The organism is Citrobacter sp. T1.2D-1 (genome assembly GCF_950098555.1).
GTDB classification, from domain to species: Bacteria; Pseudomonadota; Gammaproteobacteria; order Enterobacterales; family Enterobacteriaceae; genus Citrobacter_A; species Citrobacter_A telavivensis.
Window position 1 is genome coordinate 132,410 of the sequence record NZ_CATNHH010000002.1, and the last position, 23,951, is coordinate 156,360.

The following is a 23,951-nucleotide window of genomic DNA, read 5'->3' on the forward strand; positions in this document are numbered from 1 at the left end:
GAAAAAAACTCAAGCGGAATGTAATGATAATGATGTCAGAATGTAAATACTTAGCAGAATAATGGTTATTGCAGGAAGTCATCGCTGACAGCGACAAAAAAGCCCGCACGAAGCGGGCCTGATATTCAGTGGACTGAAGCGTTAGCTTTCCTGCAAACGCGACGGCGGTGCGGAGTGGTAGTGCGCATCTGCCTCAGCAAAGCGTTTGAGCATCGCCGGGGATGGCGCTTTACCCAACAGACTGAAGACGACGATACCGAGGCTACCGAAGATAAAGCCCGGAATGATTTCGTACAGATCCAGCCAGTCAAAATGTTTCCAGACGATCACCGTCAGTGCGCCGATAATCATCCCGGCCAGCGCACCGTTACGGGTCATGCGCGGCCACATCACGGAGAACAGCACCACCGGACCAAACGCGGCGCCAAAACCGGCCCAGGCGTAGCTCACCAGACCCAGTACCCGGTTCTCCGGGTTCGCCGCCAGAGCGATGGCCACCAGCGCGACCACCAGCACCATAATGCGACCTACCCAGACCAGTTCCTGCTGGCTGGCATTTTTACGCAGGAACGCTTTGTACAGATCCTCAGTGATGGCGCTGGAGCACACCAGCAGCTGACAGCTCAGCGTTGACATCACCGCCGCAAGAATTGCAGACAGCAGGATACCGGCAATCCATGGGTTAAACAGGATTTGCGCCAGTTCAATGAACACGCGCTCCGCGTTCTGATTCACGGAACCTGCCAGCGCCGGGTTATTATTGAAATATGCAATACCGAAGAAACCGACCGCAACCGCGCCCGCAAGACAGAGGATCATCCAGGTCATGCTGATACGGCGCGCATGCACGATGCTGTGGTGGGAATCCGCCGCCATAAAACGCGCCAGAATGTGCGGCTGACCAAAGTAGCCAAGACCCCAGCCCATCAGGGAGATGATGGCGACAAAGTTCAGCCCCTTGAGCATATCGACGTTTTCAATACTCTTTTGCTTGATGACTTCCAGCGAATCGCCAAAGCCCCCAACGCTAATGATGACGATCACCGGCGTCAGGATCAGCGCAAAAATCATCAGGCTGGCCTGCACGGTATCCGTCCAGCTTACCGCGAGGAATCCGCCAATAAAGGTATAGATGATGGTGGCTGCCGCGCCCGCCCACAGTGCAGTTTCATAGCTCATGCCAAAGGTGCTTTCAAACAGACGCGCCCCAGCCACAATGCCGGACGCACAGTAAATAGTGAAGAACAGCAAAATCACCAGCGCGGAGATAATGCGCAGAACCCGGCTCTTATCCTCAAAGCGCCCGGTGAAATAATCCGGCAACGTCAGGGCGTTATTATTATATTCGGTATGCACGCGAAGACGTCCGGCCACCAACTTCCAGTTGATCCACGCCCCTAGAGTCAGACCGATGGCAATCCAGCTTTCTGAAATCCCCGAAATGAAAATCGCGCCCGGTAAGCCCATCAACAGCCAGCCGCTCATATCCGATGCGCCTGCGGATAACGCCGTCACGAAAGGCCCAAGGCTACGGCCTCCCAGAATATAATCATCAAAGTTCTTGGTTGAACGCCAGGCGATAAAGCCAATCAATATCATGCCAAAAATGTAGACACAGAACGTCACCAGCATCGGTGTACTAATTGCCATAAACTCTCCAGACTCTTCTGTTTTATTGCCCTGCCGGAACGTGGCAAAGCATGTTGTATTTCCCAGGCGACCGTATCCTGCCGGAAGCGTGAGTTATTCACAATCGATTTAACACATCATTTACATCAAATTTTGCTGCCAATGAACTCTAATTTTCGCCAGGTTGCACTCTCTCACACTTTTTCCGGTTGCACCTTTTAAAAGTGTTAAGTGCCGCAGAGAAAAAGATAGCGTTATTACTTTTCCCAACGTCATACATCTTTTTTTTATTAACATTTCATTCATTTTTAAGCTTGTCGTACAGGTCACATTTAACGTGGTTGCACAAAGTTGCAACATGGTGGATATTTCTCGATAACTATAAGCAGTGCATTATCGAACAACAGGAGCAGATGGCATGGGAACCACCACGATGGGGGTTAAACTGGATGACGCAACGCGCGAGCGTATTAAGTCAGCGGCAACGCGAATTGATCGCACTCCGCACTGGTTGATTAAGCAGGCAATCTTTAATTACCTGGAAAAACTGGAAAACGATGACACGCTACCAGAACTTCCTGCGCTGTTAGCCGGAGCCGCCAACGAAGGCGATGAGTCGACGGCACCGCAGGAAGAGATCCATCAGCCTTTCCTGGAATTTGCCGAACAGATCCTCCCTCAGTCGGTCTCTCGTTCCGCCATCACCGCCGCGTACCGCCGCTCTGAAACTGACGCCGTTTCGATGCTGATGGAGCAGGCGCGTCTGCCGCAGCCGGTGGCCGAACAGGCCCACAAACTGGCTTACCAACTGGCGGATAAACTGCGTAATCAGAAATCGGCCAGTGGTCGTGCCGGTATGGTCCAGGGGCTGTTGCAGGAGTTCTCCCTCTCCTCGCAGGAAGGGGTGGCGCTGATGTGCCTGGCGGAAGCGCTGCTGCGTATTCCGGATAAAGCCACGCGCGACGCCTTAATCCGCGACAAAATTAGCAACGGCAACTGGCAGTCACACATTGGTCGCAGCCCGTCGCTGTTCGTCAACGCGGCCACCTGGGGTCTGCTGTTTACCGGTCGTCTGGTTTCCACCCATAACGAAGCCAGCCTTTCGCGCTCCCTGAACCGCATTATCGGTAAAAGCGGTGAACCGCTGATCCGCAAAGGCGTCGATATGGCGATGCGCCTGATGGGGGAACAATTCGTCACCGGGGAAACCATTGCTGAGGCGCTGGCAAATGCCCGCAAGCTGGAAGAAAAAGGTTTCCGTTACTCCTACGATATGCTGGGTGAAGCCGCGCTGACCGCTGCCGACGCACAGGCCTATATGGTCTCCTATCAACAGGCGATTCATGCAATTGGTAAAGCGTCGAACGGGCGCGGGATCTATGAGGGGCCTGGGATCTCTATCAAGCTCTCTGCCCTGCATCCGCGTTACAGCCGCGCCCAGTACGATCGGGTGATGGAAGAGTTATATCCACGCCTGAAGTCGCTAACGCTGCTGGCGCGCCAGTATGATATTGGCATCAATATCGATGCCGAAGAGGCTGACCGTCTGGAGATCTCCCTCGATCTGCTGGAAAAACTGTGCTTCGAACCTGAACTGGCCGGCTGGAACGGTATTGGCTTCGTGATTCAGGCCTACCAGAAACGCTGCCCGTTCGTCATCGATTACCTGACAGACCTGGCAACCCGTAGCCGTCGTCGCCTGATGATTCGTCTGGTCAAAGGTGCCTACTGGGATAGCGAGATCAAACGCGCCCAGATGGACGGTCTGGAGGGCTATCCGGTTTACACTCGCAAGGTCTACACCGACGTCTCCTATCTTGCCTGCGCGAAGAAACTGCTCGCCGTACCGAATCTTATCTACCCGCAATTTGCGACCCATAACGCCCATACGCTGGCCGCCATTTATCAACTGGCCGGACAGAACTACTATCCGGGCCAGTATGAATTCCAGTGTCTGCACGGGATGGGGGAGCCGCTGTACGAACAGGTCACCGGTAAAGTCGCGGATGGCAAACTGAACCGTCCGTGCCGTATTTATGCGCCGGTTGGCACCCATGAAACGCTGCTGGCGTACCTGGTGCGCCGTCTGCTGGAAAACGGCGCCAATACCTCCTTTGTTAACCGCATTGCGGATACCACGCTGCCGCTGGACGAACTGGTGGCCGATCCGGTCGACGCCGTCGAGAAGCTGGCGCAACAGGAAGGTCAAACCGGTCTGCCGCATCCGAAAATCCCCCTGCCGCGCGATTTGTACGGCAAAGGTCGCGATAACTCGGCCGGTCTGGATCTTTCCAACGAACATCGTCTGGCCTCGCTCTCCTCTGCCCTGCTCAACAGCGCGCTGCAAAAATGGCGGGCGCTACCGATTCTCGACACACCGGTTGCCGAGGGGGAAATGAGTCCGGTGGTCAACCCGGCAGAGCCGAAAGACATCGTTGGCTATGTGCGTGAAGCCAGTGAAGAGGAAGTGGAACAGGCGTTGCAAAGTGCGGTGAACAACGCGCCCATCTGGTTTGCGACACCGCCACAAGAACGTGCCGCCATCCTCCATCGCGCAGCCGTGTTGATGGAAGGCCAGATGCAACAGCTGATCGGCATTCTGGTACGCGAAGCCGGTAAAAGCTTCGCCAACGCCATTGCCGAAGTACGAGAAGCGGTAGATTTCCTGCACTATTACGCCGGCCAGGTCCGTGACGATTTTGACAATGAAACTCACCGCCCGCTCGGTCCGGTTGTCTGTATCAGCCCGTGGAACTTCCCGCTGGCTATCTTCTGCGGACAGATTGCCGCGGCGCTGGCCGCAGGCAACAGCGTCCTGGCAAAACCGGCAGAACAGACGCCGCTTATCGCGGCCCAGGGGATTGCCATCTTGCTGGAAGCTGGCGTACCGCCGGGCGTGATACAACTGTTGCCTGGACGGGGTGAAACGGTAGGCGCGAAGCTGACTTCCGACAATCGTGTGCGCGGCGTGATGTTTACGGGTTCGACCGAGGTGGCGACGCTGCTGCAACGTAACATCGCAACGCGTCTGGATGCTCAGGGTCGTCCGATTCCGCTGATCGCCGAAACGGGCGGCATGAACGCGATGATCGTTGACTCGTCCGCCCTCACCGAACAGGTCGTGATCGACGTACTGTCCTCAGCGTTTGATAGCGCCGGGCAGCGTTGTTCCGCACTGCGCGTGCTCTGTTTGCAGGATGATATCGCCGACCACACGCTGAAAATGCTGCGTGGCGCGATGGCCGAATGTCGGATGGGCAACCCAGGGCGTCTGACGACCGATATCGGTCCGGTTATCGACAGTGAAGCCAAATCCAACATTGAACATCACATTCAGGCTATGCGGGCGAAAGGTCGTCCCGTGTTCCAGGCCGCACGTGAAAACAGCGAAGATATCCGTGAGTGGCAGAGTGGTACATTCGTTGCGCCAACCCTGATTGAGCTGGAAAGCGTTGACGAGTTGCAAAAAGAGGTCTTTGGTCCGGTTCTGCACGTCGTGCGTTATAACCGCAACAACCTGGACGCGCTGATTGCGCAGATCAACGCCTCTGGCTACGGCCTGACGCTGGGCGTTCACACCCGTATTGATGAAACCATCGCCCAGGTCACCGGTTCGGCGCACGTGGGTAATCTGTACGTCAACCGTAATATGGTGGGGGCGGTCGTCGGCGTACAACCGTTCGGCGGCGAAGGGCTGTCGGGTACCGGTCCGAAAGCCGGTGGGCCGCTCTATCTCTACCGTCTGCTGGCAAACCGTCCGGAGAATGCGCTGTCTATAACCCTGGCGCGTCAGGATGCGGACTACCCGGTGGACGCCCAACTCAAAGCTGTGCTGACCCAGCCGCTGGAAGCGCTCAGCGAGTGGGCAGCCGATCGCCCTGCGTTGCGCCAACGCTGCCAGCAGTTTGGCGAACTGGCGCAGGCAGGTACGCAGCGTCTGCTACCGGGTCCCACCGGTGAGCGTAACACCTGGACACTGTTACCGCGTGAGCGCGTGTTGTGTATCGCGGATGATGAACAGGATGCGCTGGTACAACTTGCCGCCGTCACCTCGGTCGGTAGTCTGATTTTGTGGCCTGACGATGCCTTCCACCGTGACCTGGCGAAACGTCTGCCGGCAGCGGTTTCCGCCCGTGTTGAGTTTGCGAAAACCGACAGCCTGACGACGCAGGCGTTCGATGCGGTGATCTTCCACGGTGATTCCGATCAGCTTCGCGCCCTGTGTGAAGCGGTTGCAGCCCGTGAAGGCGCGATTGTCTCGGTGCAAGGTTTCGCCCGTGGCGAAAGCAATATTCTGCTGGAGCGACTGTACGTCGAACGCTCGTTGAGCGTGAACACGGCAGCCGCCGGGGGGAACGCAAGCCTGATGACAATTGGCTAAGGCTGTGGTTAATTAAGGCTCCGGAAACGGGGCCTTTTTTTATGGATCCAGAGGGAATGATGAAACGAATACTACTCACCTGCGCTGCGCTGCTGCTCAGCGGTCAGGTGCTGGCCGATGATTGCGCAAATGCCAGCACGCAAGCGGAAATGAATGCCTGTGCCGTTACCCAGTACCAGACGGCAGACAAAGAATTGAATGAAACGTATCAGAATGCGCTGAAACGCGCGGCCCCGCCCCAGCAGGCGCTGCTGAAAAAGGCGCAGACCGCGTGGATAGCCATGCGCGATGCCGACTGCGCGCTCATCAGCTCCGGCACCGAGGGCGGTAGCGCTCAGGCGATGATCGCCAATCAGTGTCTGGCGGATAAGACCGCCGAACGGGAAGCGTTTCTCGCCTCACTGCTACAGTGCGAAGAAGGCGATATGAGCTGTCCGCTGCCGCCAGCCAATTAACGGACGCGAATTCCCTCAATAATCATGCGCTGAACGTTCTCAACCGTCTGATTAAAAAAGGTTTCGTCACGCAGCGTTGCGCCCGTCACCGCCTCCACCTGAGGTGCGAAATCGGCGTAATGCTGTGTTGAGGCCCAAATCATGAAGATCAGATGCTGCGGGTCGATCGGCGCCAGTTTGCCACTCTTCACCCACCCCGCAATCAGCGCGGACTTCTCATCAATCAGCGTTTTCAGATCGCCGGTCAATTCATTCATCAACAGCGGTGCACCGGCCAGCATCTCCATGCAGAAAAGGCGTGAGGCCTGCGGGTAGTCGCGAGACACTTCCAGCTTCAGCCGGATGTACTCTTCAATGGCGGCCAGCGGCGCAAAATCTTCACGAAAGGCCTTTAAGGGTGCCAGCCAGATATCCAGAATCTGTCGCAGCACTGCCACATACAACGCCTCTTTTGACGGGTAGTAATAAAGGAGATTGGTTTTGGAGACGCCGGCCTGTTCGGCAATTTGCTCAATGCGTGTGCCGTGAAAACCATATTGTGAGAACGCATTTAATGCGGCCGTCAGAATCGCCTCGCGTTTCGCGCTGACCGCCTGCGAGCGCTTACCTGTTTTTTTCCCCGCATGTTGAACCATGCCCCTCTCCTTGTTCCGTAAATCTGGCAGTGGCGCATAGTCTGCGGGGCGTTTCATTTCAGTTCAACCTGACAGGCAAAAAAAACCGCCGGAGGATCCGGCGGCGGTGGCATCATCACGCAGAGATAGCACGCTTTCGTGATGATTTTCCGGGGTAGCAGGCCAGGCCTTTACGAATTACGGTTGCCGTGGCTACTTTTGCCCCCTTTCTTACCGGCTTCTGATGCACGCTGCGGGTCATTCTTGAAATTCCCCCCACTGTGCTGACCACCTTTACGACCTGCTTCTGATGCTCTTTCACGGTCTTCGGCAAAATTGCCGGAGCCGCCGCGATGGTTTGCCATTTCTGACCTCCGTCATTGATTAGACATCGTCGTGCCCAGGTGTCGGGGAGTTTCCCCTCGCGGCGTATGACTGACGCCATAACGTTCGCCGCGTGGAACTAAGCATAGTGAACACCGGTCGTTCAGGAGGAGATTTGTAATATTCTGTAATATCTTTGTCCGCGTATGGCTTTATTGCGGCAAACAAACCGCATAATTGTTTCTTATGGCAAAAGAAAGCCCGCGCGGAAAAAATGTATCATGATAATTCATGAACGCTCCATCGGCATGAGGCCGCTAAATATCATGATTAAATTTATTATAAATCAAAGAAATGTTTCTAAAGCTTGCACTCTCGTCGACACGACTTATCTTTAAATAAGTGCAGCAATGAGCTGCTTTCGATAAACCGAGGAGTAGTGCAAATGGCAAAAGTTCTGGTGCTTTATTATTCCATGTACGGACACATCGAAACGATGGCACATGCGGTGGCAGAAGGAGCAAGCAAAGTCAATGGCGCGGAGGTCACCATCAAACGCGTACCAGAAACGATGCAGGCGGAAATCTTCGCTAAAGCAGGCGGTAAAACACAAAATGCCCCCGTCGCAACCCCGCAGGAACTGGCTGATTATGACGCCATTATTTTTGGTACGCCGACGCGCTTTGGCAATATGTCAGGTCAGATGCGTACCTTCCTGGATCAGACGGGAGGACTGTGGGCGTCCGGCGCGCTGTATGGCAAACTCGCCAGCGTTTTCAGTTCTACCGGGACAGGCGGCGGCCAGGAACAAACTATTACGTCCACATGGACTACACTTGCCCATCATGGGATGGTGATTGTCCCTATCGGCTACGCCGCACAAGAACTGTTTGATGTTTCGCAGGTTCGCGGTGGTACGCCTTATGGCGCAACGACCATTGCCGGTGGTGACGGTTCACGCCAGCCAAGTCAGGAAGAACTCTCTATTGCGCGTTATCAGGGCGAATACGTTGCCGGTCTGGCAGTGAAGCTCAACGGCTAATCTTCAACGGGAGGATAAGAATGCCAACTCAAGAAGCGAAAGCTCATCACGTCGGTGAGTGGGCAAGTCTGCGCAATACATCGCCAGAAATAGCCGAAGCCATATTTGAAGTTGCCGGATATGACGAGAAGCTGGCAGAAAAAATTTGGGAAGAAGGCAGCGATGAAGTACTCATTAAAGCCTTTGATAAGACAGATAAAGACGCGCTCTTCTGGGGTGAACAAACCATCGAACGCAAAAACGTTTAATCCGTCAATTCCCCCGCTCGCGCGGGGGAATCTCACTTACTTCGCGGCCTCATTCAGCAGCGCGTCAAACTTGTCAATCGGACAGAAACCATTCGCATCAATCGGGCATCCTTTCAGCTCCAGCGCGACGCGTTGCGCCGGTGCTTTCAGCGTCAGCACATCCGCATTACGCAACTGATCTGAACTCTGATACACATACTCGATTTTCATCAGATCGCGGTTGGCTTTCGTGTCATGCCAGCGCTGGAACACAATCTTGCCACCGATCGGCGTACGTTCGTTCTGATCGTGTAGCTGATAGGGTTTGAACTCCAGTGCGGAGAGCAGCGAGGCGATGTTTGAATCATGCCCCACCAGCACGGTGATTTTCGGCGCTTTCGCCTGTTCGGTTACCAGCGTTTTGTCGATGTATTTCACCAGCGGTTTCGCGACATTGCGCGCGACTTCCGCAGAGGTAAACAGGCTGTCCTGGTAGCCGTTTTTCAGTTTCGACAACACCTTCCATTGCTGATCGGATTTAATTTCACCCCAGGCCACCTGATCCATCGGGAATCCTTCGTAGTATTGCAGCGTGAAGGCGTCCACCAGCGAATTCCCCACTTTCAGCGGTCCGGAGACCCCCGGTTCCTGCTCATCGTTCGCGCTGAAGGTGTCTTTGGCCTCAGTCAGAGAACACTGCTGTTTCTCCTTGCACGACGGTGAATCTTTGTAGTTGATCATCTGCTCCAGCAACTTGTAGCTGTCATCAAGTTGCATCTGGCTACGTTCTTTTTCCATCGCCTGCACGGCTTTCTCACGGAAAGCCACCGAGTCATCGGTGATCACCGGGTTGAAGGTTGGGTCCATGGTGCCCATTTTTTCCTGGTGATGTACCGGAACATCACAACCGGGGAACGCGCCGGTGATAAAGAACTGGGCGGTCGCAACCGTACGTTGCAGACTGTTAGCATAGGTATAGACCGTCTCCGGTGCCGGGCACTCGCCGGATTTCACCATCCCCTGCTCTGCCAGCCATTCACGCATGTAATGACCCATATACACTTCCAACACGCCACCTTTGGTGGTGAGCTGTCCGCCCGGCACATCCCATTCAGGCCACTTATTCGGTGTGGACTGCTCCAGCACGCTGCCATTATTCGCCAGCGGTGCGCGTAAGTTGTGTCGACTCATCATCAATACTTGCTGTAGCTGATAGCCTTCCGGCGCGGCTTGCGCCTGTGCTGCAGAAGACAACATCACAACCCCTGCCACAGCGGCGGCAATTAACGATTTGTTCATCCCTACGACCTCGCGTTGTTATTCGTCATCCATAATTGTGACAGATATATTACACTTTTCCGGGAACGAGACCGCAAAACCGGGATTCAGCGCATCATCTGGATGCCAAATATCATTTGCAGCTTTCGGGTCCCGGAAGGCGTGAAGGTGACATGGCGGCTTCCCGGAGCCGTTTTGATCCACCGCTGCCCGGTAAGCCAGGTCAGCAGCGCCGCGCCGAGCACGCCGCCCAGATGATAACGTCGTTCACTCCAGTCCAGACAGCCGCAGCTGAATTTGCGTCGTGACGCACCGGTCTGTACCACAACGCCCAGTTCCGCCAGTTTTTCCTCACCCAGAGGCGTCAGCGTTTCGCCGTCCGCCGTCAGCCACTGACGGGAAACCAGCGTATCAAACAGCATCACCGCCACTTCCCCCGCCAGATGGTCATAACAGGTCCGGGCCTGTCGTAAACCCGGCGGGGTGCTGATTTTTCGCGAAGCCGTTGATGCCCAGGCCACTCCCATCAGGCGCTCCAGCAGTTCAGCAATGTCAGCACTTGCCAGGCGAAAATAGCGATGCCGCCCCTGGGAGAGCGAAACCACAAACCGCTGCTCGCACAGACGGGCCAGATGCGCACTGGCGGTGGAGGCCGAAATATCCGCCACCGCACTCAGTTCCGTCGCCGTCCATGCCCGACCGTCCATCAGCGCACACAGCATTCGGGATCGCGATTTGTCCGCCATCACCGCCGCCGTCAGCGCCATTCGCGACTCCAGTTCGCCTTCTTCTTCATTCACGACTACTGACGTCATACAAACCTCTCCGCCTCGGGGATGATTTAACGATGGCACGAATTTGTTATTAAGTCACAGCGCGGATGATGATGCACGGAACATCATTTCCACGCTCAGTCCCATCAGACAGAACAAAAAGCAGCGTTTAAAGACAACGGGCGAGATCGCTCGTCGGATACGGGTGCCGGCCCACTGGCCGATCAGCGCCGGAACGATGGCGAATGCCGATAAGCTCATCGACTGCACGGGTAGCGCACCGTGCCACCACAGTCCCAGCGCTAACGCCAGCGTGGAAAAGGTAAAAGAGATACCGAGCGCCTGGACCAGTTCATCCTTCCCGAAACCCAGCGACTGGATCCACGGCACCGCCGGCATCACAAAAACGCCCGTTCCGCCGGTCAACAACCCCGTGGCAAAGCCGACAATCAGCGAGACTGGCTTTTCACGCCGGGGTGAAACCGCGATCCGTTTTCCCGCCAGAGTCCAGAGCGCATACACCATCAGCGCCAACCCCAGTGCAAACTGAGTGCGGGAGGTCTCGCCGCCCGTGATCCAGACGCTGGCCAACAGCGTGGCAATCACTACCGTAAGCAGCATCGGCCATAACCGCTTCAGCAACGTTCGGGTATTCCCGCCACCGCCAAACTGAAACAGATTACTGACCAGTGAAGGCAACAGCAGCATGGCCGCCGCCGCAACCGGTGAGATCAGCGAACCGAGGATCCCCATCGCCACGGTGGGCAACCCCATGCCGGTGACGCCTTTCACCATCCCGGCAAGGACAAAGGTCAAGGCAATCATCACTATCTGCTCGGGGTCGAATGCAAAAAGAAGGGTCATGCTTCATATTCCTGTCAGGAGAAGATGACCCATCCTGAATGTTCGCGATAGCGCTTGCTTCGTCAGCCAGCGAAATATGGCTTCAGGCTATTCAGAAATAATGACCTCATGGCGGATGTTACGCGCGCAGTAGGTCGTCCCGTCTTTGAGATACAATTCCTGAAAACGGGTCTTGTCCACCGACTGCTGCAGCAATGTACGTTCGGTATCGACAAACTCTTTTTGCACGCGGTAATGCACCGCATCCTGCGTTTCAAACGCGATAAACTCGCGGGTGGCGTAGGGCTTATGTTTCAGTTTGACATAGACGATATACTGTACCGTGCTGAACGTAAGCCCTGTCTGCGCGGCAATCTCCTTCATGGTCAGCGGTTCATCGGACTCATACAGCGCCTGTACCTGTTGAATTCTCTTCTGGTTATACGTTGATACGCGCAGGCTGAGTTTCAGCCGGTAAGCCATATTGCGCACCACGGTCACATTGGTGCACAACATCTGCGCAATGTGTTGCGTCGAGAGGACGCCTGCGTTTTCACGCAGGAGCGTCAGGCTCTCGTCGTTCCAGATAAATGCCATCAGCGGTATCCCTCCACCGAAAACTTATCGCGCCGCGAGACGGGCGAACGTGGCGGCTAATTCAGCCGGTTTACGCATTCCCTGATGCCATTCCAGCACCCGGCCCTGTGAGTCAATCAGAACCGAGGTCGGCGTGCCGATGACCTGATACCGTTCCTGAGTGATCTTCATCTGGTCGCGAAGGACCGGATACGACACCTGATGCTTCGCCAGCAGAGCATCCAGGCTGACCGTTCCCGGATCGGTATTTACCGCCACCACCACCACGCTATCGCCCCATTTTTGGCTTAGCGTTTCCAGCGAATCCATCTCCGCCAGACAGCCGCCGCAGCCCGCAGACCAGAAGTTCAGGTAGATAGACTTTCCCTGCCAGCGATCCAGTCCGGATTCCTTGCCCTGTAAATCGAAGGCCGCCAGCGCCGGGGCCGTTTCGCCCACCGCCAGTTTTTCCTCTTTGCAGCCGCTGAGCAGCACCGCCAGTGAGAGAATGAAAACGTTAAGCCAGCGCATGTTGCATCGCCTCCTCTCCCTGATACTTACCGTGTTGCAGACGTAAAATGCGATCGGCAAACTGCCCAAGCGCCGGGTTATGCGTCACCATCACGATCGTTCGCCCCTGGCGATGTAAATCGGTAAGTAGATCTAACACCCGCTGTTCATTCTCTTCATCCAGGTTGCCCGTCGGTTCATCGGCAAAAATGACCGGCGGCTCATTCACCAGCGCCCTGGCAATACAGACACGCTGCTGCTCCCCGCCGGAAAGCTGGCTCGGCAAATGGGTCACGCGGTGCCCAAGCCCGACCTGTTCCAGCACTTTTCTGGCCGCAGCCTCGTCCACCACGCTATGGTAATGCTGCGCCAACATGATATTTTCCAGCGCGGTTAAAAAGGGAATGAGATGGAATTGCTGGAATACCAGGCCAATCTTCTCAGCGCGAAAACGGCGACGTCCCTCTTCGTCAAGCGCCGCGGCGTCCGTTCCGTCAAGAAACACCTGACCTTCCGTTGCGGTGTCCAGACAGGTGAGAATGTTCATCAGCGTCGTTTTCCCGGAACCGGAGGCCCCCATAATGGCGACGAACTCCCCTTGCGTAATCCGCAGGTTAATATCATCCAGGGCGGTAACGTCGCCGAACCGTTTATAGAGGTGACGCGTTTCGATCGCCACCTGTGGAATCTGCGTCACGGACATGGCGCTACTCTCCTTTCAACACTTTAGCGGGTTCGACGCTGACCGCGCGCCGCACCGGAACAATCGCCGCCAGAATGGCGACCAGTAAAGACAATCCGAGGGTGATGGGCAGCACCGGCAGACGCAGCGAGATTGCCGCGTTGAATACCGTCAGTCCCAGTAGTTGCGCCAGCAAATAACCCAGCAGCCAGCCGCATACCACGGCCGCGAGGGCGATAATGCAGGTTTCCAGCAAGATTTGCCGCACGATGTCGCCGTTGCTGGCACCCAGCGCTTTTTGCAGGGCGAACTCGCGGGCGCGTTCGCCCACTATCGCCATCAGGGTGGTATTCACGCACAGGGAAGAGAGCGCCAGAATGACCAGCGATACCAGTCCCATCAGCCCTTTAATTTTATCCAGCACCTGCCCTTCGGACGCGGATACCTTACGTACCGGGCGAATCTCCAGATCCGGATACTGGCTTTGCAGGCGACTGGCGTAACGATCGACCTGGCCAACATCGTTACTCACGCTCAACAGGCCATGGCTGATTTTTCCCGGCTGATGTAGCCAGGCCTGCGCCACGTCGAGACTGACGATCAGCATGTTGTCCGTGGCGTCACCCGCTTCGACAATGCCTTTAATCTGCAGATTTTTTCGCTGGTTATGATCGACCAGCGTGACGCTATCGCCGGGCTGAACGTTGAGGCGCTCCGCCAGCTTAACGCCAATCATCGCGTTGCGATCGTCAAAGCTGACGCCAATCCAGCTCCCCTGCACCTGCCAGTACGGCACCAGTTTTTGCAGCGATTCAAACCAGACGCCAACGATCACCACTTTTTCCAGTTCGGTACGCGCCATGCCGTACAGCCACGGACTGGCACCATGAACCAGCCCCTGCGGCGCCTCATCCAAAAGGGTCTGTAGCTCCTGCTGTGGCATACTCGCACCGTGCCCCGGTCCGATGTAGAAATTGGCGCCGAAGGTGCGCAGTTCTTCACTCATTTTGGTATTGATGTCGAACCATACCGCGCTCAGCGCCGTCACGATGGTCGCTCCCACCATCAGCGCGGCAAAAACCACGCTAACCCGCTGAAAGCGCAGACGCAGTGCTCGCCACACCAGCAACCAAAGCATTGTCCGTTTAGCGGCCATACAGCACCTCCACGGGATACAGTCGCGCGATGCGTCGCGCCGGGAACCAGGTGCCGATCAGGGCAATCAGTACCGCAACCACGAGTACGCACGGCACCACAATCCAGGCGAAATCGAGCGGCGCGTCGAACAACATCACGCCAATCGCTTTCGCCAGCCCCCATCCGGCAACGCATCCCAGCGCCCCGCCGGCCAGTCCACTGGAGGCGGCTTCGAGGTAAAACAGCAGCATTATCTGCCACTGGCGTGCGCCGAGCGCCTTCATCAGACCGATCTCTTTGGCGCGCTCCATAATGGTGCTGGTCATCAGCGAGGCGATCCCCATTGCCGACGCCGCCAGCGCAGCAATCGTCACCACCACCATCAGCAACTGAATTTTATCAATCACCACCCCTTCAGACGCGGCGACCTGCCAGACCGGACGCACCTCCGCCCCGGAGATCGCCTCTTCCAGTTGGTGGGCAATCGAAGACACATAAGCGGTGCAGTACCAGAGGTCGTACTCTTCTGCATTCAGTGCATCCAGATTTTCCCGCGCGCGGCGCGAAAGCTCATTTTCCGGTACGGTCAGCGCCGAAACGCGAATGGCCTGTACTTTGCCGGGCAACCCCAGCAGCGTCTGCGCGGTCGCGAGCGGCATCACCAGTTGGCTGTCTTCCTCGCCGCCGCTGGAGAGGATCCCGCTGACAGTGACATGGATTGTCGTATCCGCGTTGTTTATTACCAGCGTATCGCCCACTTTCCATCCTGTTTGTCGCGCCAGTGCGTGTCCCACCAGCGTTTGTGGTGTACTGTTCTCTCCTTCCTGCGGCCAGTCGCCGGTCACCTGCCAGAACGGACTGACCGTCTTCTGTCCGGTTTCGTATCCCTCTTCATCAGGAATATCGACCGGTTGACTAAAGAAGGTTCCCAGAATGCGCACCGCGTTACCGTTAGCGGTGACCTCACCGCCCAGCATCGGCGCAAAACCGACAATGTTATTGCGCCAGAAAATATCTTTGATATTCGGCAATTCGGTTTCATCAAGGAAATCCTGTCCCGAGAGCGGATTGCTGCTTTCGCTGAACAGTGCGGGTAATGCCGCCTGCCCGGCAGGCTCAATCAGGATATTCGCGCCGTAGGATTTGAGTTCACGGGACATTTTGTCGCCGATGTCGATAGACACCGCCAGCAGCGCCGAAATCAGGCTGGCCGCCAGAAACACGGTGACAATCGCCAGCCCTTTACGCCGTAAGTTGCGTCCCCAGGATTGTCGTAACATTCGCCACAGCATCGTTACTCCTCCCTCAGTTCAGCAGGGACAAACTGTTCAGGCGTCTTGCGAAAGCGGTCATAGTTCGCTTCGGATGAGAAGAACCAGGTCTTACCGCCGTAGCTGTATTTGAAGTCCGCCGCCGTATTGGTTAGCGTTGAGCCGTCGACCGGATCGGTTACCCGAATGGTCATCACCGTCGAGAAGTAGTTCACGCCAGCGGCCAGTTCTTTACCGGGGATCACCAGCTCTTTTTCATCGTTGTGCCAGTTTTCAATCGGCACCGGGTTGCAACCGCCGGGTTTACCAATGGAAGGGATAAAGATGTGTACCCCGCAGGCAACGCAGATCACCTGATTGCCTTCCATCACATACCCCTGGTCGCCGCACAGCAAACAGGCGTCGAACACCACGCCAAAGCGCAGTTTGTCGGGGTAACGGTTGATGATGAAAAAGCGTACGGCTTTGCCATCGTCAGCTACCCAGACAAAGCGATGCAGCTTACCGTCGCGGAGTTGTTCAACCGGCAGATGGACACTGCCGTCGCTGTCGAGCGTTACCGGGATCGCTTGCGAAAGCTGCGGCGGTTGAGAAGCGACGTTGTCCCACCACAGTTGTCCGGCAATCACCACCACGGCACAGCCGAGGGTGACCAGCCAAAGCCGTAGCGCATTACGCCGCTGCGCCAGCGCTAGGCGATGCGCTATCGGTTCATCTGTAGCCCGCGTCAGCCGGTGGGCGCTCAGCAGCGACGGCAGCCAGCACAGCGCCAGAAGCAACAGTAATCCCGCCGCCATCCAGTTATACGCCGGGGCGTTATTGGTGACTTTCGCCACAAAGCTCAGCAGCGATTTTGCCAGCGGCAGCACCTGCAGTTTCATCAACAGCAACAGCAGACTGCCGCTTAACGGCAGCCACAGCATCACCAGCAGAATAAGGGTGAACGGCCAGAACAACACGCGGATACGGCGCAGCAGCATGGCGCAAAGCACGCCAGCCAGACAGAGGATGGCGAAAGCAAGGACCACTGCCGTCAGATTCAGCAGCAGTTCAGTATTCAGGACATGCGTGCTGGTTAATCCACCGAGATTCGGGTCGAGCGCCCAGTGACGCGCCGCGCCAAAAACCAGGATGCCCTGCCAGAGATAGCGCACGCGGTTGCCCACCCACCAGAAGCTGAGCACAAACAGCAGCGTGACCATCACTTCCGTTCCCACCAGCAACAACTGTACCGGTTGTGACCCACGGAGCGTCAGTCCCGCCAGCACGCCGGTCGCCAGACCGACTACCAGCGTCCAACCCAACGGGCGCAGTGAGGGTGGATCGTTTCGACTCCAGAGGACACCGGAGAGTAGCGCGATGCAGAAAAAGACCTGTAGCGTGGTGACGAAAAAGTAACTCATGACATCGACTCAGAACAGCGGATTGACTCAGCCGGGACGAGCATTCATCCCGGCGCATCGGTTTTCTTAGTTCAGACCGACGTATTTAAATTCGTAGCTCACATCAAACGGTTTCCACCAGCGACCGACACCGGTGTCACTGTCGGTGTGACGGTGCATACCCGCTTTTGACGGCGGCTCAATGTGGTATGTCACTTTGTAGTTGCCCACACCCATCATTTTGACGTTCGCGCCGTAGTGAGGGCCATCGCTGGCGACCATCGGCATAAACGTCCCTTCCTGTTTTTCACCGGTATCGCTGTTGACCAGGGTGTAGCTGATGGTCAGATACGGGATCCACTCACCTGCGCCAAAGCCGTTTTTACTGCCTTCGACCGCGTGAATATCCGCCTCAAGGTGAATATCGGCTTTCGCTGCCGGTAAGCCCATGCCGCGCGGCTCCATGTCGATCGGCTGCAGGTAAACGGCGGCCAGCTCCATTTCATTCATCACGACAGGCTCGCCCGCCGGGTACTCTTTAAAGGCGAACGCTGCCGGTGCGGTAAAAATTCCGGCCATCACTGCGCTGGCAATCAGGGTTTTCTTCATGGTCATCAGACATATCCTCTCGTCTAAAATCACAACTACAGAGTGTTTTTTATTGTTTCCCCGGGAACGGCGCTTTTACGCCGCATCACCCACAGCGCAACCAGCGCAGCGAGCAGTAATACCGCCTGCGGTAACAGCGTTTCCACATAGGGATAAATCCCCAGCCAGCTGATTTCCGGGAAGCCGTTAATCAACGTTGGCTGGAACAGTTTGCCTTCCACCAGTTCCAGAACCCCCTTGCCCGCAAATACGAAGGCCATCAGGTACATAAAACTGCCGGTAAACATAAAGAAGGGTTTCAGCGGCAGACGCACCACCGAATAACGCATGACCAGCCACGCCGCCAGTAATACGACACAGCCAATGACAAAGCCCGCGCCGATCGCCATGTGTCCGGCGACATCGTTGGCATCGCCTATCAGGGCGTAGTAAAACAGAACCGTTTCGGCGCCTTCACGATAGACCGCGAGGAAACTGGTCAGCCACAGTCCCACCAGCGACCCTTTCGACAGCGAGTGCGACAGTTTGCCTTCAAGCCAGGCCTTCCAGTGTCGGGCTTCCACTTTGGACAGCAGCCAGTAGCTCATGAAGAAAAGCATCACGACCGCAATCAGCATTGTGATGCCTTCCAGCAACTCCCGACTGGCGCCCGAGTTGGTAAACAGCAACTGGAAAATCACGGCGGTTATCACGCTGGCAACCAGTGCGACGATCACCGACTGGCGAATCAGCGGCAGCTTATCCTGATGATTGTTTTTCACCATGTAGGCGACAATTGCCGCCACGATCAGCAGGGCTTCCAGCCCTTCACGGACGATGATCATCAGGCTATAGAGCAGCAGGCTCCACTGCGTCTCTTCCCCTTCGCCAAGCATCGTTACCGCTTTTTGCAGATCCTGCCCGAGCGCGCTGGCTTCTGACTGGAGTCTTTCCACCGGCTGACCGGCCTTCATCAGGCTGACCAGACGGGTAAAATAGGCCTCCAGCGTGGTTTTAAACGCCGAATCACGGGAGCCGATTTTGTTTTCCATGCCGCTGGCTTCGAAGCGGTCGAAATAGCTGTCCTGCACATCCAGAATGGCATTCTGCGCCTCGCCGCGCTGATACCGCGCGATAGCCTCCTGAATACTCTGATTAATGCCCTCCGCCACTTCACCCCAGTTTGTGCGCGAACTCCCCTCCTCCACCGCCAGCGCGTTATCCGCAGTTTGCGAAGGCGCAATCTGCTGATCGTCGCGGGTTGTCGGCAGGCCGGGCAGAATATCCTCGATATCCTGTAACAGCGTAGTGACCTGATAAGAGACGTCGTTGAGGCGATCCGGTTGGGCGGCAAGGGCAATCAGCGCGGAGAACTGTTGGTTGATAGCGGCGGCATCTTTGGCCGAGCGATTCTGCCTGACCGACATTTCCATCTCAGAGTTTTTGAATCCCTGATAGTGCGCCTGCTGAACGTGTTGACTGGCGGTGACGTAGTTCCCTGACTGATAGTCGTTCACCGCCTGGGCCAGCAGATCGTCGATCGTCCGGAAGCTCTCCTGCCAGTGGACGGCGATATCCGTTCGGGTGAGCGCACTGTGCTGTTCTTCCGCGACCAGTCGGTGTCCGCCGTCCAGCACCGGTTCGACTTCACGTAACGATGCCTTCAGCCAGTCAATTCTCGACTGCACGTCTGCGATCGGTTTCTTCTCGCCAATCATCCGCCGGATTTCACCGAACGCGCTCTCCATCTCGTAGCTTTTGCTGGCAGAAATGTTGATGCGAATGGGGCCTTCCAGGTTTTCGAACACTTCGAAGTAGGCCATTTGCACCGTACGACGCGCCTCATCGGTTTGTTGCTGAGAATAAAGTTCTGCTGTTTTATCAAGGCGTTGCTCAATATCCTCAATAAACGGAGCATAGTTTGTCGTGGCCCATACGCTAACGCTTATGAACAGACTGAAGAGAGTCACCTGCAGTGAGAGGCAAAACTTACGCACGTTACGCACCAAAGAACACAAATGATAATTATTATCATTATCGATTTTTGCTGGTGTTGTACATGACCTGGATCATAAAAATGTCAACGGGTGACAACTTATGTAAATTTATTTCATCGATATGTGATGGAAGGCGAAATCTGACGGCGGGTAATATACCCACTCGCCGTCTGGAATTGAATGACTACATTGCGTAAATCCGCAAGGAATTAATGATGCTGCGCCCACTCGCTTAAATGAAATTATCCGCAGGCGAAAATCACTCAGCGATTCAACATCTCTGGGTCCTGTTTTAACCGCTGTAAAAATGGGCCATAGCCCTGTTCACTGATCCAGTAGTTAATACTCTTTTCAACGCCCTTTGACGTCAGCGTCGCACCGGAAATACCATCAACGGTATATTCATCATTCTTCCCTGATTTCTCCTGAACTATTTTCAGCACCGGCGTTCCATTGTCATCTGCCACTTTTTTCCCCGGCCATTGTTGACGCCAGTTTTCATCTTTCACTCTGGCCCCCAGAAATGGCGTCTCTCGCTGCTGGTAATAATACAGATTGTTCACCGTACGACCGTCCAGTCCCAGAGAGAGAAACGCGTGCATCATCGATTTCGCGCCTTTGCCTGAAACAGGAATGATAACCTGCTGAATCTTATTATACTTATCTTTTACCAGGTAAACGTCTGCCAGCGTACAGCGCTGGCGAATCTGTGCGGGATCATGGTCCGGAGCGAGTTTTTTACATCCTTGTGCGGCCGTTTTATCCGTCACCCACTCGCCAGAATCCAGATTCACCGAGCGCTCGATAATCGAACGCTGATACAGGTTCTCTCTCGATTTTTTATCCTGAGAATCCGCTTTAAGTAAGCCCGCAGCCTGTAAAACAGCGGCATTTTTTTCTTCTGCCGTCGGTTCCGTCATTTCCCCCTGAAACAACATAAACCAGGCGACCGCAATCAGAAAAATAAGAACACAAAGCACCATCATTGATGCAACAATAATTTTACCCTTGCGCATTTCTTTATAATCCCTGTAAGCATTAACATCGTAATATCGTCACATGATATGCCATCACTCCTGGTAATTTGCAATAATAAAAACCGAGAGAATATATAATCAACACGGCTTAACTTTCGTCTTAAATATTTGAATAGCGTATTATTACGGCTATTTTATGGCATAAAAGCGCCGGGTTTCCCCGGCGCTTTATTCAACTGACTTTCGCCCACCATAGCCGCAGGACCATCCCCCAGTAGCTGGTCCAGCCACTGGTGGTTGAAACGACCTGCCCTTTCGACACCACGACCAGCGTGGGGGTAACGCTGATATCCCAACGGCGGGAAAGTGCCCCGTCGGCGTCGTTAATCACGGGAAAGGAAATCCCTTTACGCGCCAGCCAGCGCGTGAGCGTCTGTTCATCTCCCGAGCGCAGCGCGATGGTCAGCACGTTCTTCCCTTGTGCCTGCAAGCGGGCAACGTCCGGTGTGGTATAGCGGCAGACGCCACACCATGTGGCCCAGAAATAGATGAGCAACGGTTCTTCCTCGCTCAATGCCGCCAGCGTCACCCGTTCTCCATCCAACGTGTTGAGCGGCGTACTGTTGAAAGAAGTCGGCGCCTGCGGCGCGCGCCAGGCATCCATCAGCAGCATCCCGCCAGCCAGCAGCGTCAGAAAAATCAGACCTTCACGCAGCCAGCGCCGCAGCTTACTGACCATTCGCCACCGCCAGTTTTTCTTTGACGACCTCTTCAAGCACCTCCCAGGAGACGGCGCCAGGGATCAGTTCATCACCAACGATTGTCGCCGGCGTGCCCTGGATGCCAATCAATCGTGCCAGTTGCAGATTGGTACTCAGCGTTTCATTGCTTTTTTCATCCAGCGTGACCGGGGTGGCAGCCGATTTTTCCTGCGCCTGCTTAATGCTAACGTCCGTGTGATACCCCTTCTTTTGCATCAGTTTTTCATGCAGCGCGAGGAACTGCTGCGGATATTCACGCCAGGTGGTAAGCGCCGTGCGCGCAGACAATACCGAGCTTTCGCCTTTGAACGGCAACGGTTTGATGACTACCGCCACGTCAGGGTATTTCGCCACGATTTTCTCCAGCAGAGGATCAAGCTGTTTGCAGTATGGACAGTTGTAATCCGTGAAGTTAACCAGCGTCAGTTTTGCCTGTTTTGCGCCAATGCGCGGACTGGCGGGATCGTTAAACAGCGCCTCCTGAATGAGAGCTTCGATCTGTTTTTCCTGCGCTGGGGTAAACGGCGCACCTTCTTTGGCGAAGCTGAACGCGCTGAGTAGGGAAAATAACAGGATTATCAGTAACTTCACGGTGTTTCTCCTTTCGCCCCGGCCAGCATGTTTAACAGACCGTCACGAGTTAATAATGTCGGCAGCGCCTGACCTTTCGGTAAGCCGGGGCCATAAATTTGGTTATACGGTACGGCAACCTGACCGCGGGATGTCAGAAACGCGGTGATGTCATCGGATGGCAACGTCCAGTCGCCGCGCAGGGCCACAACATCCGGCTGCTGTAGCGCCGCCTGCACCGCGTCGGTGTTCAGTACGTTGTATTTATTAACCTTGCAGGTAATGCACCAGTCGGCGGTCACGTCAATGAATACGCGCTTATTCTGCGCAAGCGCATCGGTAATCGCCTGTTCACTGAGCGGTTGCCAGTGGACGCTCTCTTTCGCCGCACTCTGGGAGGTAAAACCCAGATGAGGCAGAAGCAGCGTTGCCAGCCAGAGGGCAGAACCGAGCATCATCAGGCCGAGCAAGCGTCGCAGCCCGTTCATCCAGCGTCCCGGCTTCGGCAGACGAAGCGCCAGACCAGGACGCAGCGCGACCAGCAGCCATGGCAGGCTCATCCCGACGCCGAGGGCGAAGAAAAGCCCCCACAGCACGGGCAGCGACGCCGTCAGCGCCACCGCCACCGCCGTGCCGAGAAACGGCGCGCTGCACGGTGTTGCCAGCAGCGTGGCGAACGCGCCCTGCCAGAAATGTCCTGCCAGACCGTTGCCGCCGTAAGTCGCCAGTCGGGTGGTCATTGATGACGGCAGACGGAATTCAAACAGACCGAACAGACTGGCGCTGAAAACCAACATCACCAGCGCCATCGCACCGATAAACCACGGATTCTGGAACTGGATCCCCCATCCCAGCGCCTGATTGCTCAGTCGTAGCACGGTCATCAGCAGCGCCAGCGCCATGAAGGAGAGCAGAATACCGCCCACCGAGGCGAGAAACTGGCGTCGTATTTGCTGACGGTTTTTCTCTTCGACGAGCAGAATGGAGCCCAGTTTCATCCCCAATACCGGCAACACGCAGGGCATCAGATTGAGGATCAATCCGCCCACCAGCGCCATGAGGATCACCTGCCAGAGCGGTAGCCCGGCGTGCTCGGACACCGGCTCATCGCCAACGGTAAGTTGGCTCTCTTGCGCCACGCCGTTATCTGCCAGCACCAGCGTGAGCGATTTGCCACGCAGATTCGGCGCCCCTTCTCCCCAGCTATCGTGAACCGGCACCGTCGCGCGAAGTCTGTCTCCGTCGACCCGGATAAGCGGTTTGGCGAAATCCGCATCCTCTACGCTATCAAGGAATAGCGCTGGCGAGATCCAACCACCGCTGCGCTGCGCCTCGACGATCAGCTCACCGCTACGCGCACTGGCGCTCAGCGTTTGTGTCAGACCTTGCGTCAGGGGTACGCGCCCCATCGCCTGCGCATAGTCATGCGCAAACCCGGCATCCTGCGAAGACGCCGTGAGTGAAAACGGATAGTCGGTCAGCAGACACACATTGCTACAGGTGGAGAGCGTCAGCACGCCAGCGATGCGGCTGGGCGCAGGTCCCCGGACGGCCAGCACAAGCGTGACCTGCTGGTGATAGCCCTGGGTGGTGATACCGGCGACGTCAAAACGGGCCGGTGTCGGCCAGAACCAGTCCACCGTCGGCATCTCTCCTTTCCAGGTGATGGCAGGCGCAACGCCGCCTTCCCCCGGCGAGCGCCAGTATGTCTTCCAGCCGTTTTCCAGTTTAACGTCGATCAACAGACGGGTTTCCCCCTGCGCTGACGTATCGGCGCGCAGTCGTACGCTGGCGTGGTCGTTCTCCGGGGAACGCAGCCAGCCGCTCTCTGCTGCCCATGACGCGGGCAGCCAGAGTAATAACAGGCAGATCAGTGCCTGCCTGAAGGCATAAATCATAATTTTTCTCCATGAATGATTAGCTAACGGTACGAA

Annotated in this window: 22 protein-coding genes; 4 read left to right on the forward strand and 18 right to left on the reverse strand. The window is 55.9% G+C overall.

The genetic code is table 11. From position 1 onward, the window contains the following. Positions 1 to 141: 141 nt before the first annotated feature. The gene (gene putP, locus QQZ17_RS04170; protein WP_152405123.1) at positions 142 to 1,650 is read right to left on the reverse strand and encodes a sodium/proline symporter PutP; all 1,509 of its coding nucleotides are present in this window, start codon (positions 1,648 to 1,650) and stop codon (positions 142 to 144) included. Between the two features lie 397 nt (positions 1,651 to 2,047). Between putP and putA the strand changes: the two genes are divergently transcribed. Further along, the gene (gene putA / locus QQZ17_RS04175) at positions 2,048 to 6,010 is read left to right on the forward strand and encodes a trifunctional transcriptional regulator/proline dehydrogenase/L-glutamate gamma-semialdehyde dehydrogenase (protein WP_152405124.1); all 3,963 of its coding nucleotides are present in this window, start codon (positions 2,048 to 2,050) and stop codon (positions 6,008 to 6,010) included. 59 nt (positions 6,011 to 6,069) lie between these two features. Beyond that, positions 6,070 to 6,465, forward strand: a complete 396-nt coding sequence (locus tag QQZ17_RS04180; RefSeq protein WP_152406354.1) for a lysozyme inhibitor LprI family protein — start codon at positions 6,070 to 6,072, stop codon at positions 6,463 to 6,465. On the opposite strand, the gene rutR is transcribed toward QQZ17_RS04180, so the two are convergent. Then, positions 6,462 to 7,100 carry an HTH-type transcriptional regulator RutR gene (gene rutR, locus QQZ17_RS04185; RefSeq protein WP_152405125.1) on the reverse strand — a complete coding sequence of 213 codons (639 nt, stop codon included), beginning with the start codon at positions 7,098 to 7,100 and terminating at the stop codon, positions 6,462 to 6,464. The two genes, QQZ17_RS04180 and rutR, sit on opposite strands and share 4 nt — an antisense overlap. A gap of 170 nt (positions 7,101 to 7,270) precedes the next feature. Further along, positions 7,271 to 7,444: a general stress protein gene (locus tag QQZ17_RS04190; RefSeq protein WP_012132907.1), complete on the reverse strand. Its 174-nt coding sequence runs from the start codon at positions 7,442 to 7,444 to the stop codon at positions 7,271 to 7,273. 404 nt (positions 7,445 to 7,848) lie between these two features. On the opposite strand from QQZ17_RS04190, the gene wrbA reads away from it, so the two are divergent. Continuing rightward, the gene (gene wrbA, locus QQZ17_RS04195; protein WP_042319755.1) at positions 7,849 to 8,445 is read left to right on the forward strand and encodes an NAD(P)H:quinone oxidoreductase; all 597 of its coding nucleotides are present in this window, start codon (positions 7,849 to 7,851) and stop codon (positions 8,443 to 8,445) included. Positions 8,446 to 8,465: 20 nt separating this feature from the next. After that, complete coding sequence (locus QQZ17_RS04200) at positions 8,466 to 8,693, forward strand: YccJ family protein (protein ID WP_042319758.1); 228 nt, start codon at positions 8,466 to 8,468, stop codon at positions 8,691 to 8,693. A gap of 36 nt (positions 8,694 to 8,729) precedes the next feature. Here QQZ17_RS04200 and agp read toward each other — a convergent pair whose 3' ends face one another. From agp to QQZ17_RS04275, 15 genes are all read right to left on the reverse strand, one after another. Further along, the gene (gene agp / locus QQZ17_RS04205) at positions 8,730 to 9,971 is read right to left on the reverse strand and encodes a bifunctional glucose-1-phosphatase/inositol phosphatase (RefSeq protein WP_152405126.1); all 1,242 of its coding nucleotides are present in this window, start codon (positions 9,969 to 9,971) and stop codon (positions 8,730 to 8,732) included. 86 nt (positions 9,972 to 10,057) lie between these two features. Next, on the reverse strand, positions 10,058 to 10,765 hold the full coding sequence (locus QQZ17_RS04210) for an ArsR/SmtB family transcription factor (protein ID WP_152405127.1): 708 nt from the start codon (positions 10,763 to 10,765) through the stop codon (positions 10,058 to 10,060). Between the two features lie 54 nt (positions 10,766 to 10,819). Further along, complete coding sequence (locus tag QQZ17_RS04215) at positions 10,820 to 11,587, reverse strand: sulfite exporter TauE/SafE family protein (protein ID WP_152405128.1); 768 nt, start codon at positions 11,585 to 11,587, stop codon at positions 10,820 to 10,822. 87 nt (positions 11,588 to 11,674) lie between these two features. Then, positions 11,675 to 12,163: a hypothetical protein gene (locus QQZ17_RS04220; RefSeq protein ID WP_152405129.1), complete on the reverse strand. Its 489-nt coding sequence runs from the start codon at positions 12,161 to 12,163 to the stop codon at positions 11,675 to 11,677. Between the two features lie 24 nt (positions 12,164 to 12,187). Then, the gene (locus tag QQZ17_RS04225) at positions 12,188 to 12,673 is read right to left on the reverse strand and encodes a TlpA family protein disulfide reductase (RefSeq protein WP_152405130.1); all 486 of its coding nucleotides are present in this window, start codon (positions 12,671 to 12,673) and stop codon (positions 12,188 to 12,190) included. Beyond that, positions 12,660 to 13,355, reverse strand: a complete 696-nt coding sequence (locus QQZ17_RS04230) for an ABC transporter ATP-binding protein (protein WP_061077124.1) — start codon at positions 13,353 to 13,355, stop codon at positions 12,660 to 12,662. Before QQZ17_RS04230 ends, QQZ17_RS04225 begins: the two co-directional genes overlap by 14 nt. Positions 13,356 to 13,359: 4 nt before the next feature. Beyond that, on the reverse strand, positions 13,360 to 14,490 hold the full coding sequence (locus QQZ17_RS04235; protein ID WP_152405131.1) for an ABC transporter permease: 1,131 nt from the start codon (positions 14,488 to 14,490) through the stop codon (positions 13,360 to 13,362). Continuing rightward, positions 14,480 to 15,763, reverse strand: a complete 1,284-nt coding sequence (locus QQZ17_RS04240; protein ID WP_152405132.1) for an ABC transporter permease — start codon at positions 15,761 to 15,763, stop codon at positions 14,480 to 14,482. The genes QQZ17_RS04235 and QQZ17_RS04240 overlap by 11 nt, the downstream gene beginning before the upstream one ends. Before the next feature lie 2 nt (positions 15,764 to 15,765). Further along, a complete protein-coding gene (locus QQZ17_RS04245) occupies positions 15,766 to 17,145 on the reverse strand; it encodes a Fe-S-containing protein (protein ID WP_152405133.1) in 1,380 nt (459 codons plus the stop codon). Between the two features lie 66 nt (positions 17,146 to 17,211). Next, on the reverse strand, positions 17,212 to 17,739 hold the full coding sequence (locus QQZ17_RS04250) for an iron transporter (protein WP_042319779.1): 528 nt from the start codon (positions 17,737 to 17,739) through the stop codon (positions 17,212 to 17,214). A 29-nt stretch (positions 17,740 to 17,768) separates the two neighbouring features. Then, positions 17,769 to 19,709 (reverse strand): FTR1 family iron permease, encoded by a 1,941-nt coding sequence (locus QQZ17_RS04255; protein ID WP_152405134.1) that lies wholly within the window; start codon positions 19,707 to 19,709, stop codon positions 17,769 to 17,771. A 263-nt stretch (positions 19,710 to 19,972) separates the two neighbouring features. Then, positions 19,973 to 20,725, reverse strand: a complete 753-nt coding sequence (gene nqrC, locus QQZ17_RS04260; RefSeq protein WP_152405135.1) for an NADH:ubiquinone reductase (Na(+)-transporting) subunit C — start codon at positions 20,723 to 20,725, stop codon at positions 19,973 to 19,975. A 193-nt stretch (positions 20,726 to 20,918) separates the two neighbouring features. Continuing rightward, positions 20,919 to 21,425 (reverse strand): protein disulfide oxidoreductase, encoded by a 507-nt coding sequence (locus tag QQZ17_RS04265; RefSeq protein WP_152405136.1) that lies wholly within the window; start codon positions 21,423 to 21,425, stop codon positions 20,919 to 20,921. After that, complete coding sequence (locus QQZ17_RS04270) at positions 21,415 to 22,038, reverse strand: DsbA family protein (RefSeq protein ID WP_152405137.1); 624 nt, start codon at positions 22,036 to 22,038, stop codon at positions 21,415 to 21,417. Before QQZ17_RS04270 ends, QQZ17_RS04265 begins: the two co-directional genes overlap by 11 nt. Then, positions 22,035 to 23,915 (reverse strand): protein-disulfide reductase DsbD family protein, encoded by a 1,881-nt coding sequence (locus tag QQZ17_RS04275; RefSeq protein ID WP_152405138.1) that lies wholly within the window; start codon positions 23,913 to 23,915, stop codon positions 22,035 to 22,037. Before QQZ17_RS04275 ends, QQZ17_RS04270 begins: the two co-directional genes overlap by 4 nt. Positions 23,916 to 23,951 lie beyond the last annotated feature (36 nt).

Coding starts and splice junctions, on each gene's coding strand:
- QQZ17_RS04275 (WP_152405138.1), bottom strand. CDS start 23,915: ATGATTTATGCCTTCAGGCAGGCACTGATCTGCCTGTTATTACTCTGG.
- QQZ17_RS04210 (WP_152405127.1), bottom strand. CDS start 10,765: ATGACGTCAGTAGTCGTGAATGAAGAAGAAGGCGAACTGGAGTCGCGA.
- agp (WP_152405126.1), bottom strand. CDS start 9,971: ATGAACAAATCGTTAATTGCCGCCGCTGTGGCAGGGGTTGTGATGTTG.
- wrbA (WP_042319755.1), top strand. CDS start 7,849: ATGGCAAAAGTTCTGGTGCTTTATTATTCCATGTACGGACACATCGAA.
- rutR (WP_152405125.1), bottom strand. CDS start 7,100: ATGGTTCAACATGCGGGGAAAAAAACAGGTAAGCGCTCGCAGGCGGTC.
- QQZ17_RS04180 (WP_152406354.1), top strand. CDS start 6,070: ATGAAACGAATACTACTCACCTGCGCTGCGCTGCTGCTCAGCGGTCAG.
- QQZ17_RS04245 (WP_152405133.1), bottom strand. CDS start 17,145: ATGAGTTACTTTTTCGTCACCACGCTACAGGTCTTTTTCTGCATCGCG.
- QQZ17_RS04235 (WP_152405131.1), bottom strand. CDS start 14,490: ATGGCCGCTAAACGGACAATGCTTTGGTTGCTGGTGTGGCGAGCACTG.
- QQZ17_RS04230 (WP_061077124.1), bottom strand. CDS start 13,355: ATGTCCGTGACGCAGATTCCACAGGTGGCGATCGAAACGCGTCACCTC.
- nqrC (WP_152405135.1), bottom strand. CDS start 20,725: ATGCGCAAGGGTAAAATTATTGTTGCATCAATGATGGTGCTTTGTGTT.
- QQZ17_RS04190 (WP_012132907.1), bottom strand. CDS start 7,444: ATGGCAAACCATCGCGGCGGCTCCGGCAATTTTGCCGAAGACCGTGAA.
- QQZ17_RS04225 (WP_152405130.1), bottom strand. CDS start 12,673: ATGCGCTGGCTTAACGTTTTCATTCTCTCACTGGCGGTGCTGCTCAGC.
- QQZ17_RS04200 (WP_042319758.1), top strand. CDS start 8,466: ATGCCAACTCAAGAAGCGAAAGCTCATCACGTCGGTGAGTGGGCAAGT.
- QQZ17_RS04220 (WP_152405129.1), bottom strand. CDS start 12,163: ATGGCATTTATCTGGAACGACGAGAGCCTGACGCTCCTGCGTGAAAAC.
- QQZ17_RS04250 (WP_042319779.1), bottom strand. CDS start 17,739: ATGACCATGAAGAAAACCCTGATTGCCAGCGCAGTGATGGCCGGAATT.
- QQZ17_RS04265 (WP_152405136.1), bottom strand. CDS start 21,425: ATGGTCAGTAAGCTGCGGCGCTGGCTGCGTGAAGGTCTGATTTTTCTG.
- QQZ17_RS04240 (WP_152405132.1), bottom strand. CDS start 15,763: ATGCTGTGGCGAATGTTACGACAATCCTGGGGACGCAACTTACGGCGT.
- putA (WP_152405124.1), top strand. CDS start 2,048: ATGGGAACCACCACGATGGGGGTTAAACTGGATGACGCAACGCGCGAG.
- putP (WP_152405123.1), bottom strand. CDS start 1,650: ATGGCAATTAGTACACCGATGCTGGTGACGTTCTGTGTCTACATTTTT.
- QQZ17_RS04215 (WP_152405128.1), bottom strand. CDS start 11,587: ATGACCCTTCTTTTTGCATTCGACCCCGAGCAGATAGTGATGATTGCC.